This is a genomic window from Streptomyces sp. WMMC940, assembly GCF_027460265.1.
Taxonomy (GTDB): Bacteria; Actinomycetota; Actinomycetes; order Streptomycetales; family Streptomycetaceae; genus Streptomyces.
The window spans coordinates 4924778-4937395 of sequence record NZ_JAPZBC010000001.1; the positions used below are offsets into that span (position 1 = coordinate 4924778).

A 12618-nucleotide genomic window follows, 5' to 3' on the forward strand; every position below is an offset into this window, starting at 1 on the left:
TGGGAGGGGGCGCACCGGTGGCGGCGTGCCGCAGGCCGCAGGCGGCCAGGGAGGGAGTCAGCGATCGCAGCCAGCAACGAGGGCCGACGACGCCGCTCTGCGGTGACTCGTCCGCGGCACGGCACTTGGACGCCTGGTTCCCGTCGTGGGTTCCCCGCGCTCCGAGATTTCCTGGTTGCGTCGTGGGGGCGGGGTGACCGTGTGCCGAGCGGGTCGGGGCGGTCACGACCCGGGGCGGACCTGCGGCGCCGACCCGGTGTCGGGTGGCGGGCGATCACGGACTCAGCGCCACTCCTGCACGTCCACGACCGTGCCCGCCGTCAGATCCGGATGCCCCCAGAAGTCGCCGACCTGCGTGGCGACGACGAGCACCGGGCGCCCCTGGGCGTCCAGGTGCGCCGTGAAGAACCCGAAGACCCATGACGGCTCGGCGACCAGATCCCGCGGAGGCGCCAACCGGACCAGCTCCGTCCCGTCCGCCTCGTACACGACCGCGTTGTCCGTGGGCGTGTACGGGGTGTCGTCCAGCGCCTCGACGACGATCACCCGGCCGTCCCACGCCACTGCCGCCTGGGTCGGTCCCGCGAAGTCCTTCTGCACGATCCCGCCGCCATGCGTCCAGCGGACGACGCGATCACCGTGGCTCCAGCCGGTGACGACCGGGTCCCGGCCGTTCCGGGCACGAGCGTTCGCGGCCTGGGGGTCCGCGGCCCGGGCGTTCGGGTCCTGAGGGTTCCGGCTCATGGGCGGTCTCCATGGGCTTCACGCGGTTGCCGATGAACTTCAGCCTACTGCGGGCGGCCCGTCCGGCGATCTCCACCGGTTCCGGCGGCCACCGTGTGCCGGCCGGTCTTTCGCCGTCCTGGTCCGGCACGGGTCAGCCCCGACCCCCGTCTGCCACCCGGGTGGGACCCGGTCCTGCCCTGCACCCGTCCGCCGGCCATGCCTGGGTCCTGCCTGGGTTCGGTCCCGGGTCCCGCGTCGGTGAGCCCCTGCCCTGCGCTCTTTCGGTGCTTCCGTCCCGTCCGGCTCTTCCGTCCCGTCCGACTCTCCCGTCCCGGCGTCCGGCATCGTCTCGGCGTCCCGGCCGCCCCGCATCGCTCAGGCCCCGGTCCCGCATGGGGCCCCGGACCTGCCGGCCCGGCATGGGCAGGCAGGCCTCCCTGAGCCTGCTCTGGCCCGGGGCGTGGCCAGGGCCGCGCACGTCGCCGGACCGGAGGGTTCAGGAGCGCACCAGCGACTCGAGGTGCTCCCGCCCCGCCGCGAGTATCCCCGGCAACTCGGCCGTGCCCGGGTGCCAGCGCCTCTCGTACTCCCAGCACACCCAGCCGTCGCCGTCCGCGAGCGCCAGGCACTCACCGAGGGGCAGGACCCCGGCGCCCAGCGGCAGCGGCGTGAGGTCCTCCGCCGAGGCGACGTCCTTGACCTGGACGCAGCCCAGATAGGGCCCGAGCGCCGCCCGGGTCGTGACGGGCGGTTCCTCCTCCAGCCATGGGTGCAGCACATCCCACAGCGCTCCCACGTGCTTGTGCCCGACCTGGCCCACGATGCGGGAGACCGCGATGCCCGTGCGATGCGAGTCATGGGTTTCCAGCAGGACCCGCACACCCGCGTCGGCGGCGGTCTCGGCCGCCGCGGCGAGCCGCCTGGCCGCCGCCGCATCGGCGGTCTCCTGGGGCTGGTCGCCGCCCCCGGGGAAGACCCGGACGAAGGGAGCCCCCAAATCCTTTGCCAGCAAGACCAGTTCTGTCAGCTCCTCGCGAATCGCCGCCTCGTCGCCCGCAGCCGCGACCTGGGCGTAGCCGGCGACCGTCACGATCTCCACGCCCGCCCGGGCGAACTCGTCCACGACCGCGGCCCGTTCGCGTATCCCCATGGCCAGGTTGACCGGCTCCTCGGGGTGGGTGCGCAGCTCCACTCCCTGCCAGCCCGCCGAGGCCGCCAGGGAGGCCACCTCCGGGACGGGCATGCCGGGAACGCCGAGGGTCGAGAAGGCGAATCTCACGTGGGCGATCCTTCCTGGAGGGGCAACCGCCAGTCCTGGCCGACCAGGTCGGCGCCGTATGAGCGGTGCGGCTTCTCCGCGACGAGTGTGAATCCCGCGCGCTGGTAGATGCTCCGGGCGGCCGTCAGGACGTCATTGGTCCAGAGCACCAGTTCCCGGTATCCCACTTCCCGGGCGAAATCCACGACCGCGCCCACCAGCCGCTCCCCGAGGCGGTGGCCGCGCGCCTCGGGCTCGACCAGCAGCAGCCTCAGCCGGGCGGTGGACGGGGCCTCGTCCCGTACGCACATCACGGAACCGACCGGGCGGCCGTCCAGCTCGGCTATCCACACCCGTTCGAGGTGGGGATCGTGGTCCTGGGCGAAGTCCGCGACGATCCGGGCGACCAGCCCTTCGAAGTCCGCGTTCCAACCGTACTCCGCCGCGTAGAGCGCGCCGTGCCGCTGGACGATCCAGCCCAGCTCCCCGGGCACCGGGTCGCGCAGCACCGGCCCCTCGCCACGCCCCTGCCGGTCCGGCCGGACCTCGCCCAGTATGTCGCGCACCGTGCGCATGGCCTCGGTCAGCCGGGGCTGCTCCACGGCCGGAACATCGGCCAGCAGCCTGCCCACGGCCTCCCGGGAGCGCTCGTCCAGCAGGGCCGTCGCCTCTCGCCCGCGTGGTGTCAGCGTTATGCGCTGCCGCCGCGAGTCCTCCTCCGACGGGGCCCGCTCGACCAGGCCGTCACGCTCGAACTTGCCGAGCAGCCGACTCAGATAGCCCGCGTCCAGGGACAGCTCCAGCCGGAGGTCGGCGGCGTCGGTCCGCGGGGCGTGGGCCAGCTCGTACAGCACCCGCGACTCGGTGAGCGTGTACGGCGTGTAGAGGTGCTTGCTGTAGTCGAGCGCGCCGATGAGGTTGGTGTAGAAGCGGTTGAAGGCGCGAATCTCCTGGACGGCCATGACCGAACCCCCGACCTTTCCTTTGACTGAGTCAAGGCTAGGTTCGGGCAATGACGCCCGGCAAGGCCTGTGGACAACTCCCGCCGCCTCCGCCGCGCCTACCCTTCCGCACCGGGGCCGCAGGGCGCGACGAGCCCCACGCGCCGGGCCTCCTCCTGGCGTACCGCCGCCTGCCCTTCGGGTCGTGCTCCCGTCAGTCCTTGCGCGGCGGCGCCGTCGACGTCCGCGCCATCAGTTCCGCGCCGATCGTCGCGATGCCGCCCGGCGGCGGAGCCTCCCTGCCCATGGCGAGACGGCCCGCGCGCACCCCTGCCTCGTGCAGCGGCAGCCGTACCGTCGTCAGTGCCGGCACCGCGTCCACCGAGAACGGCAGGTCGTCGAATCCGGCCACCGAGACGTCCTCCGGGATGCGCAGGCCCAGGTCGCGCAACGCCGCGCAGGCACCCAGTGCCACCGTGTCGTTGGCCGCGACGATCGCCGTCAGACCGGGATCACGGCGCAGCAGTTCCAGCGTGGCGTCGTAGCCCGAGCGCCGGTCGTACAGGCCGTGGATCGTCAACCGCTCCTGATCCTCCGGCACGGATCCGGCCGCCCCCGCGCCCCCGGCGTAGGCCGCCGTCGCCGCTTCCAGCGCCGCGCGATGGCCTTCGAGCCGGTGCCGTGTGGTGGTGCGCCCGGTGGGGCCCGCGACATACCCGATCCGCCGGTGCCCAAGGCCGATCAGGTGCTCCGTGAGCCGTCGCCCGCCGCCCCGGTTGTCGAAGGCGAGCGTGGCGGTGACGGCGCCCCCGGAGACGGGTGGGCGGCCGCAGAGCACGACCGTCGTCCCCGCGTCCGCGAGCCTCCCGAGCTTGGCCGCCATGGCGGTGAGGTGGTCCGGGTCCTCCGGTGCCCCGCCCGTGAGGACCACCGCGGCCGCCCGCTGCCGCTGCAGCAGTGTCAGGTAGGTCAGTTCGCGTTCCGGGGAGCCGCCCGTGTTGCACACCACTGCCAGTTTCTCGCCGCCCGCCCGGCCCGAGGCGCCCTCGCCGATCGCGGTCTGTGCGGCGCCGGCCAGGATCCCGAAGAACGGGTCGGCGATGTCGTTGACGAGGATCCCGACCAGGTCGGAGGTGGCCGCCGCGAGTGAGCTGGCCGGCCCGTTGAGGACGTAGTCGAGCTCGTCCACCGCCCGCAGTACCCGTTCCCGGGTCGAGGCGGCGACCGGGTAGTTGCCGTTGAGGACCCGGGAGACGGTCGCCGGGGAGACCCGGGCGCGAGCCGCCACATCAGCCAGCGTGACTGTCATCGCTTTCCTCCGAGGGGGATCCGGCCGGGCCCTTGTCCGGGTTGCTGTCCGCAGGCTAGCGTCATCACTGGTAGAAAGCGCTTGCTATGACCATTTCGCCGCCGTTTCGAGCAATCGGGGAGACATGGAGGCACCTTCGTGACACGCAGGACGGTGCGGATCGCCATGAACGGCGTCACGGGGCGGATGGGGTACCGGCAGCACCTCGTGCGCTCCCTCCTCGCGATACGCGAACAGGGCGGGCTCGGCATCGGCGACGGTGCGGTCCTCTGGCCCGAGCCCGTCCTGGTCGGCCGTCGTGAACACGCCCTGCGCGAGATCGCCGACCGCCACGGCCTGACCGAGTGGTCGACGGACCTCGACGCGGTGCTCGCCGACGGGACGGTGGACGTCTACTTCGACGCGCAGGTCACCTCGGCCCGGGTCGACGCGATCAAGAAGGCGATCGCGGCCGGCAAGCACGTGTACACCGAGAAGCCCACCGCGTCCGATACCGGCGCAGCCCTCGAACTGGCACGTCTCGCACTGGCCGCCGGCATCCGGCACGGCGTCGTCCAGGACAAGATCTTCCTGCCGGGCCTGCTGAAGCTGAAGCGCCTCGTGGAAGGCGGCTTCTTCGGAGAGATCCTCTCCGTGCGGGGGGAGTTCGGCTACTGGGTCTTCGAGGGCGACTGGCAGGACGCCCAGCGCCCCTCCTGGAACTACCGCTCCGAGGACGGCGGCGGCATCGTCGTCGACATGTTCCCGCACTGGGAGTACGTGCTGCACGAGCTCCTCGGCCGGGTGACGAGCGTCCAGGCGCATGTCGCCACGCACGTCCCGCAGCGCTGGGACGAGCGGGGCAAACCGTACGAGGCGACGGCCGAGGACGCGGCGTACGCCGTGTTCGGGCTGGCGAACGGTGTCGTCGCCCAGATCAACTCCTCCTGGGCGGTCCGCGTGCACCGCGACGAACTGGTCGAGTTCCAGGTGGACGGTACGCACGGATCGGCGGTCGCGGGGCTGCGCCGCTGCCGCGTCCAGCACCGCAGCGCCACGCCGAGGCCCGTCTGGAACCCGGACCTGCCCGCCACGGAGCCCTTCCGCGAGCAGTGGCAGGACGTCCCGGACAACGCCGAGTTCGACAACGGGTTCAAGGCCCAGTGGCAGCTGTTCCTCAGGCACGTCGCCCTGGGCGAGCCCCACCACTGGGACCTGATGGCCGGTGCCCGCGGGGTGCAGCTCGCCGAGCTTGGACTCGAGTCCTCCGCGGAGGGGCGACGTCTCGACGTTCCGGAGCTGACGCTGTGACGGTCCGGCTGCCGCCGCGGACGGCACGGACACGCTCGTCCTGGTCTCGGGCGGCCTGCCGTCCGGCAGCCGGGACCTGCCCGGTGCCCGGGAGCGCGTCGCGGAGGGGATCGGGGTCCTCGCCCCGTATGCGCGGGAACGCGGTGTGCGTCCCGCGATCGAGCCGCTGCACCCGATGTTCGCCGCGGACCGCTGTGCCGTCTCGACGCTCGGACATGCGCTCGACATCGCCGAGCGGTTCCCGGCCGAGGAGGTGGGCGTCGTGGACACCTACCACGTCTGGTGGGACGACCGGGCGCCCGCCGACGTGGCGCGGGCCGGCGCCGAGGGGCGGATCCGCTCCTTCCAGCTGGCCGACTGGGTCACCCCGCTGCCGGCCGGGGTCCTCAACGGACGCGGACAACTCGGTGACGGCGCGGTCGATCTGCGCGCCTGGCGCGAACGGGTCGACGCGGCGGGCTATGCGGGACCGGTCGAGGCGGAGCTCTTCAACGAGGGGCTGTGGGAGCGGGACGGTGTCGAGGTCCTGGCGGAGACGGCGATGCGGTACGTACGCCACGTGCTGTAGTGCGGTCTCTTCCTCCTGTCCGGGTGCCGGCCGTGCCGCGCCCGGGGAGACGCCCTGTTCGCCGGAAGGGGCGTCAGGGCTTCTCGGGGCCCCGCCCGGCAGATCGCCGAGAACGTCGCCGACGCCGACCCCCGAGGCTCCCGGCGCACCGGGAGCGGTCCCGGTCGACCGGCGGTTCGCCGCGCGCCGGGTGAGGACGGTCGGCACGACCGGGATCAGCAGCTCGAAGGCCTTGCCGACGGTGGCCACGGGAACGCCGGTCCGCTTGGCCACCGCCGCGGCCGCGGGCCTGGCCAGCCGGGCCGGCACACCGGCCATGAGGCCGCCGCCGAGCCCGCCGCCCAGCGTGACGACGCCCTGGAGGGGAGGCTCGGTCAGTTCTCCGAGGGCGTCGCGTACTTCACCGGCCTGATCGGGTGTCTCCGCGGCGTCCTTCAGCTCGCCCGAGAGCGTGGACACCGAAGTGCCCACGACGGCCGCGGCCGCGGTGGTGTCGGTGCCGAGCGCGTCCGCGACCTCCTGGAGCCGGTGGTCCCCGAGCTCGGCCAGGACGTCCTGTTGAAATGACTCGTCACTCATGCCGGAGACGCTAGGTCTCCCTCCATGCGTCGGCATTTCGAGATTCCGGAAGAACAACTGCCCGCAATCGTGCAACCCTTCCGGCGTGACGCGGGTCGTACTGGGCGTCAGGGCTCCTGGGGAGGGATTCCGGGGGGATTCGGAGGGGCTCTGAGGGTGGGGGAACGAGGGGCCCGGTCGCTCGACCGGGCCCCCTATGCCCCGGGCGGTTGGCCTCATCCCGTTCCGAGAGCGCCGGCCGCCGGGTTCTCCACAGGCCGGGCACGTTGTCCGAGCCGGGCGGTAGCGTCGTCGCATGTCCAATCTGGCAGTGCTCGAAGGGGTCCTGGAGCGGATCACCTACGCCAACGAGGAGAACGGGTACACGGTCGCCCGGGTCGACACCGGACGCGGCAGCTCCGACCTCCTCACGGTGGTCGGCTCGCTCCTCGGCGCGCAGCCGGGTGAATCGCTGCGGATGGAGGGCCGCTGGGGCTCCCACCCGCAGTACGGCAAGCAGTTCACCGTCGAGAACTACACCACCGTCCTGCCCGCCACCGTCCAGGGCATCCGGCGCTACCTCGGCTCCGGCCTCATCAAGGGCATCGGGCCCCGCATCGCCGAGCGCATCGTCGACCACTTCGGCGCCGGCACCCTCGACGTCATCGAGCAGGAGCCCGGCAGGCTCGTCGAGGTCCCCGGCCTCGGCCCCAAACGCACCAAGATGATCGGCGTCGCCTGGGAGGAGCAGAAGGCCATCAAGGAAGTCATGGTCTTCCTCCAGGGGGTCGGCGTCTCCACGTCCATCGCCGTGCGGATCTACAAGAAGTACGGGGACGCGTCGATCTCCGTCGTCAAGAACCAGCCCTACCGGCTCGCGGCGGACGTCTGGGGCATCGGCTTCCTCACCGCCGACCGGATCGCCCAGGCGGTGGGCATACCCCACGACAGCCCCGACCGGGTCAAGGCCGGCCTGCAGTACGCCCTGTCCCAGTCCACGGACCAAGGGCACTGCTACCTCCCGGAGGAGAGGCTCATCGCCGATTCGGTGAAGCTCCTCCAGGTGGACACGGGACTGGTGATCGACTGCCTCGCCGAGCTGGCGGCCGAGGAGGAAGGAGTGGTCCGGGAACAGGTCCCTTCGCCCGAGGGCGGGGACCCGGTCACCGCGGTGTACCTCGTGCCCTTCCATCGCGCCGAGCTGTCCCTCGCCGCCCAGCTGACCCGGCTGCTGCGCACGGACGAGGACCGTATGCCGGCCTTCCGGGACGTGGCCTGGGACAAGGCACTGGCCTGGCTCGCCGGGCGTACGGGCGCGGAGCTGGCGCCCGAGCAGGAGCAGGCGGTCCGGCTCGCCCTCACCCGGAAGGTGGCCGTCCTGACCGGCGGCCCCGGCTGCGGCAAGTCGTTCACGGTCCGTTCGATCGTCGAGCTCGCCCGCGCCAGGAAGGCCAAGGTGGTCCTCGCCGCACCCACGGGAAGGGCGGCCAAGCGGCTCGCAGAGCTGACCGGCGCCGAGGCGTCCACCGTCCACCGGCTCCTGGAGCTCAGGCCGGGCGGAGACGCGGCCTACGACAGGGACCGGCCGCTCGACGCCGATCTCGTGGTGGTCGACGAGGCCTCCATGCTGGACCTGCTGCTGGCCAACAAGCTCGTGAAGGCCGTGGCGCCGGGCGCTCATCTGCTGCTGGTCGGCGACGTGGACCAGCTCCCGAGCGTCGGCGCCGGGGAGGTCCTCAGCGATCTGCTCGCGGACGGCAGTCCGGTCCCGTCCGTCCGGCTCACCCGCATTTTCCGGCAGGCCCAGCAGTCGGGCGTGGTCACCAACGCCCACCGGATAAACTCCGGCGCCCAGCCCGTCACCCAGGGGCTGAGCGACTTCTTCCTCTTCGTCGAGGACGACACCGAGGAGGCGGGCCGGCTCACCGTCGACGTCGCCGCCCGGCGGGTCCCCGCCCGTTTCGGGCTGGACCCCCGGCGCGATGTGCAGGTCCTGGCGCCCATGCACCGGGGCCCCGCCGGCGCGGGCACCCTGAACGGTCTCCTGCAGCAGGCGATCACCCCCGCCCGCCCCGATGTGCCCGAGAAGCGGTTCGGCGGCCGGGTCTTCCGCGTCGGCGACAAGGTCACTCAGGTTCGCAACAATTACGAGAAGGGGGAAAACGGAGTCTTCAACGGCACGGTCGGCGTGGTGACCTCGCTCAATCCGGTGGATCAGCGGCTGACGGTGCTGACGGACGAGGACGAGGAGGTGCCGTACGACTTCGACGAGCTGGACGAGCTCGCCCACGCGTACGCCGTCACGATCCACCGCTCCCAGGGCAGCGAGTATCCGGCGGTGGTGATTCCGGTCACCACCGGGGCCTGGATGATGCTCCAGCGGAACCTGCTCTACACGGCCGTCACCCGTGCGAGGAAGCTCGTCGTGCTCGTCGGCTCCCGCAAGGCGATAGGGCAGGCGGTCCGCACCGTCTCGGCAGGGAGGCGCTTTACCGCACTCGACCACAGGCTGACAGGTGGAGGGTTCGTGGGAAAGATCACCTAGCACTTCCGGAACCGGGGCGAAGGGGGCAGGATGAGCAGGCTGGGCGGCACTGAGTGCCGCTGACCGGCCGAATGGTCGACCCCGAGTGCACTCTCCTCAGCCAAATGGGGGATGGTAGAGACAGTCAGGGCACCTCGAAGAAGAGGCACTACGTCGGTGAGGGATGACGTGAGCGACAACTCTGTAGTACTGCGGTACGCGGACGGTGAATACACCTACCCGGTGGTCGAGAGCACCGTCGGCGACAAGGGCTTCGACATCGGGAAGCTCCGGGCGCAGACCGGTCTGGTGACCCTGGACAGCGGTTACGGCAACACGGCCGCCTATAAATCCGCGATCACCTACCTCGACGGCGAGCAGGGCATCCTGCGCTACCGCGGCTACCCGATCGAGCAGCTGGCCGAGCGCTCCAGCTTCCTCGAGGTGGCCTACCTGCTGATCAACGGTGAGCTGCCGACCGTCGACCAGCTGGCGGCGTTCCGGGGCGAGATCACCCAGCACACGCTGCTGCACGAGGACGTCAAGCGGTTCTTCGACGGCTTCCCGCGCGACGCCCACCCGATGGCCATGCTCTCGTCCGTGGTCAGCGCGCTGTCGACCTTCTACCAGGACAGCCACAACCCGTTCGACGAGAAGCAGCGCCACCTCTCCACCATCCGGCTTCTGGCCAAGCTCCCGACGATCGCCGCCTACGCGTACAAGAAGTCGATCGGTCACCCGTTCGTCTACCCGCGCAATGACCTCGGCTACGTCGAGAACTTCCTGCGGATGACCTTCTCGGTCCCGGCGCAGGAGTACGAGCTGGACCCGGTCGTCGTGGCCGCACTCGACAAGCTGCTCATCCTGCACGCGGACCACGAGCAGAACTGCTCGACGTCCACCGTGCGTCTGGTGGGCTCCTCGCAGGCGAACATGTTCGCCTCCATCTCCGCCGGCATCTCCGCCCTGTGGGGCCCGCTGCACGGTGGCGCCAACCAGTCCGTGCTGGAGATGCTGGAGGGCATCGCGGCCACCGGTGGCGACGTCGACACCTTCATCCGCAAGGTGAAGAACAAGGAGGACGGCGTCCGCCTGATGGGCTTCGGTCACCGGGTCTACAAGAACTTCGACCCCCGCGCCAAGATCATCAAGGCTGCCGCCCACGATGTGCTCTCCGCCCTGGGCAAGTCCGACGAGCTGCTGGACATCGCCCTGAAGCTGGAGGAGCACGCGCTGTCCGACGACTACTTCGTCGAGCGCAAGCTGTACCCGAACGTGGACTTCTACACCGGTCTGATCTACCGGGCCATGGGCTTCCCGACCGAGATGTTCACCGTGCTCTTCGCCCTCGGCCGCCTTCCGGGCTGGATCGCCCAGTGGCACGAGATGATCAAGGAGCCGGGTTCCCGCATCGGTCGCCCGCGCCAGATCTACACCGGCGAGGTCCTGCGCGACTTCGTCCCGGTCGAGGCCCGCTGAGGCCTGCTCGGCAGGTCCGTCGCGCCCCGGTGCGACCGAGTCCCTCACGCAGAGAAGCGCCCCGCTGCCGATCCCCCCACGGGTCGGCAAGCGGGGCGCTTCCCATATCCCCGGTGCGGATTCCCCCCACGGGATCCGGCCGGGCGTCTGCTGGTGTCCAGCAGAAGCTCTTCGCGACGCGGTCTGCCGGGGTACGCATCTACGGGAGGGCCGCTCAAAGCTCCCCGGTCGTACGTGCCCCGGCCAACGCTTGCCTGGGACGTCCCCCAAGACATCCCATGAGCGTCCCCCAAGACGCTCTGGCATTGCCCACTTAGACTCGCGAAGAGCCCGAATGGTTACCCATAAATATCTGTGATCTGGGTCTCTTTGTGAAGGTCCTGTGTACCACGTGAAGGATCGCAGATGCAGCCTCACGCTGACCACGGAAACGGATGAGTAGGTCTGGCAATTCCCGAGACCGGGATTCGGCGGGCCCCGGACGGCCGGCGCAGCGTCGCCGGAGGCCCGGCAGGGGCCGCGTGGGCGGGCTGGGCCCGGCAGGGCTCCCTCGCGGGGGCGAGGGGCCGGGTCGCGGCCGGTGGGGGGCAGGGCCGCCTTTGATGTGCCGGAAAAGGCGAAGCCGCCCCGGGTGGAGGTTCGGGGCGGCAGGGGGTGGTCGAGGATTCCCCGGCGGGGCCGGTGCCGGCCGAGGGGATGAGGTGTTCGGCCGGGCCGTGCGGGGACGTCAGGCCTCGCCGACGAGCTCGTAGCCCGCTTCGTCGACCGCGGCGCGGACGGCCGCCTCCTCGAGCGGCCCGGTCGAGACCACGGTGACCCGTCCGGTCGCGGCGACGGCCGTGACGGACGTGACGCCGGCGATCGCGGAGATCTCCTCGGACACGGCGCCCTCGCAGTGGCCGCACGTCATGCCCTTCACCAGGTAGACCGAGGTGCTGCCGCTCGGCTCGGTGCCCGCCGTGCTGCCGTGGCAGGAACTCGTGGGTGAGCAGCAGGAGCCGGTGGCCTCGATGGTGCCGGTGGTCGTCTCGGCGGTCATGGCGTTCTCCTCTGTGCGGGTGGGTCGCTTCGCGGTCACTTCGTCAGGCGAAGGCGTGGTGCGTCAGGGGTCGCGGGAGTGCGCGACTCCCCGACACCCGATCCCATTTTATACCCCTAGGGGGTATCAATGCGAGTGTCCTCCGGCTGTGGGGCGGTGTCGACGAGCGGCTGGAGGTAGCGGTGCACCATGGTCTTCAGCTCGGTCCTGTATGCGTCGCGCTGTGCTCCCTCGTGGGCGAGGATCAGCTCCAGTCCCGCCTTGACCACGGAGAACGTCATGTTCGCGACACGGCTGAGCTCGGCGGGTCCGGCGTCCGGGAGGAAGTCGCCGAGGATCTGCTCGACGCGCTCGAGCAGCGCCGAGTGCACGGCGTCGTGCTCCTCCGTGATCCGGCCGGGGATCTCGGAACCGTGCATGAGGACGGCGAAGGCGGGGTTCTCGCAGTTGAACTCGATCAGTGGATCGAGGACCGAGTCGAGCAGTTCGTCGAGCGGGAGGCTCGGGTCGAGGCTGTCGAACGCGGCGCCGTGGGTTTCGCGCCAGCGCTCCATCAGTCGACCGCCCAGCTCGACGGCGATGGCCTCCTTGTTCGGGAAGAACTGGTACAGCGTGCCCGGTGAGACGCCTGCCTCGCGGGCGATGGCGTTGGTGCTCGCGGCGGTGTAGCCGCTGCGGCAGAACACCCCGGCGGCGGCTTCCAGGAGCTGTGCGATCCGGCGCTCGCCCCGCGCCTGGCGGCGGCGCGGCTGCGCGGACCCGACGTGTTCCCCGGCGTCCGGTGCCTCTGGCATGTGAACCACCAATCCCCAGTCCTCCGGGCTCGGTTGACAAACGCGAGTGTGCGCTCGCATTCTTGTGGAACGCGAGCGATGACTCGTGTTTGCCAGTCTATGGCAATGGCCGACCCGTGCTGCCTCCCGCGC

The 12618-nt window shown here is 71.1% G+C and carries 9 protein-coding genes and 2 pseudogenes; 4 read left to right on the plus strand and 7 right to left on the minus strand.

Going from position 1 to position 12618, the window contains the following annotated elements; genetic code table 11:
• Positions 1 to 282 precede the first annotated feature (282 nt).
• The 4 genes from O7595_RS21700 to O7595_RS21715 form a co-directional block, all read right to left on the minus strand.
• Complete coding sequence (locus tag O7595_RS21700) at positions 283 to 744, minus strand: hypothetical protein (protein ID WP_269730311.1); 462 nt, start codon at positions 742 to 744, stop codon at positions 283 to 285.
• 478 nt (positions 745 to 1222) lie between these two features.
• On the minus strand, positions 1223 to 2005 hold the full coding sequence (locus O7595_RS21705) for a sugar phosphate isomerase/epimerase family protein (protein WP_269730312.1): 783 nt from the start codon (positions 2003 to 2005) through the stop codon (positions 1223 to 1225).
• A complete protein-coding gene (locus O7595_RS21710; protein WP_269730313.1) occupies positions 2002 to 2946 on the minus strand; it encodes a bifunctional helix-turn-helix transcriptional regulator/GNAT family N-acetyltransferase in 945 nt (314 codons plus the stop codon). The genes O7595_RS21705 and O7595_RS21710 overlap by 4 nt, the downstream gene beginning before the upstream one ends.
• A gap of 193 nt (positions 2947 to 3139) precedes the next feature.
• The gene (locus O7595_RS21715) at positions 3140 to 4234 is read right to left on the minus strand and encodes a LacI family DNA-binding transcriptional regulator (protein WP_269730314.1); all 1095 of its coding nucleotides are present in this window, start codon (positions 4232 to 4234) and stop codon (positions 3140 to 3142) included.
• 138 nt (positions 4235 to 4372) lie between these two features.
• Here O7595_RS21715 and O7595_RS21720 point away from each other — a divergent pair, with 138 nt between their 5' ends.
• The gene (locus O7595_RS21720; protein ID WP_269730315.1) at positions 4373 to 5524 is read left to right on the plus strand and encodes a Gfo/Idh/MocA family protein; all 1152 of its coding nucleotides are present in this window, start codon (positions 4373 to 4375) and stop codon (positions 5522 to 5524) included.
• Positions 5525 to 5534: 10 nt separating this feature from the next.
• A pseudogene (locus tag O7595_RS21725) lies at positions 5535 to 6092 on the plus strand (sugar phosphate isomerase/epimerase family protein); the annotation flags it as partial.
• A 384-nt stretch (positions 6093 to 6476) separates the two neighbouring features.
• Here the strand turns inward: O7595_RS21725 and O7595_RS33675 are convergent.
• Positions 6477 to 6968 (minus strand): annotated as a pseudogene (locus O7595_RS33675) (hypothetical protein); the annotation flags it as partial.
• On the opposite strand from O7595_RS33675, the gene recD2 reads away from it, so the two are divergent.
• Both recD2 and O7595_RS21740 read left to right on the plus strand, forming a co-directional pair.
• Entirely contained in the window at positions 6967 to 9195 is a 2229-nt protein-coding gene (gene recD2 / locus O7595_RS21735) for an SF1B family DNA helicase RecD2 (protein WP_269730316.1), read from the plus strand. The pseudogene O7595_RS33675 and the gene recD2 overlap by 2 nt on opposite strands.
• A gap of 168 nt (positions 9196 to 9363) precedes the next feature.
• On the plus strand, positions 9364 to 10653 hold the full coding sequence (locus O7595_RS21740; protein ID WP_269730317.1) for a citrate synthase: 1290 nt from the start codon (positions 9364 to 9366) through the stop codon (positions 10651 to 10653).
• Between the two features lie 727 nt (positions 10654 to 11380).
• On the opposite strand, the gene O7595_RS21745 is transcribed toward O7595_RS21740, so the two are convergent.
• Positions 11381 to 11692 carry a heavy-metal-associated domain-containing protein gene (locus O7595_RS21745; RefSeq protein WP_269730318.1) on the minus strand — a complete coding sequence of 104 codons (312 nt, stop codon included), beginning with the start codon at positions 11690 to 11692 and terminating at the stop codon, positions 11381 to 11383.
• A gap of 116 nt (positions 11693 to 11808) precedes the next feature.
• Positions 11809 to 12486 (minus strand): TetR/AcrR family transcriptional regulator, encoded by a 678-nt coding sequence (locus O7595_RS21750; protein ID WP_269730319.1) that lies wholly within the window; start codon positions 12484 to 12486, stop codon positions 11809 to 11811.
• Positions 12487 to 12618 lie beyond the last annotated feature (132 nt).

What these genes read in the sequence shown, in the direction of transcription:
- O7595_RS21700 (WP_269730311.1), bottom strand. Translation starts at nt 744, where the DNA reads ATGAGCCGGAACCCTCAGGACCCGAACGCCCGGGCCGCGGACCCCCAG.
- O7595_RS21710 (WP_269730313.1), bottom strand. Translation starts at nt 2,946, where the DNA reads ATGGCCGTCCAGGAGATTCGCGCCTTCAACCGCTTCTACACCAACCTC.
- O7595_RS21715 (WP_269730314.1), bottom strand. Translation starts at nt 4,234, where the DNA reads ATGACAGTCACGCTGGCTGATGTGGCGGCTCGCGCCCGGGTCTCCCCG.
- recD2 (WP_269730316.1), top strand. Translation starts at nt 6,967, where the DNA reads ATGTCCAATCTGGCAGTGCTCGAAGGGGTCCTGGAGCGGATCACCTAC.
- O7595_RS21745 (WP_269730318.1), bottom strand. Translation starts at nt 11,692, where the DNA reads ATGACCGCCGAGACGACCACCGGCACCATCGAGGCCACCGGCTCCTGC.
- O7595_RS21750 (WP_269730319.1), bottom strand. Translation starts at nt 12,486, where the DNA reads ATGCCAGAGGCACCGGACGCCGGGGAACACGTCGGGTCCGCGCAGCCG.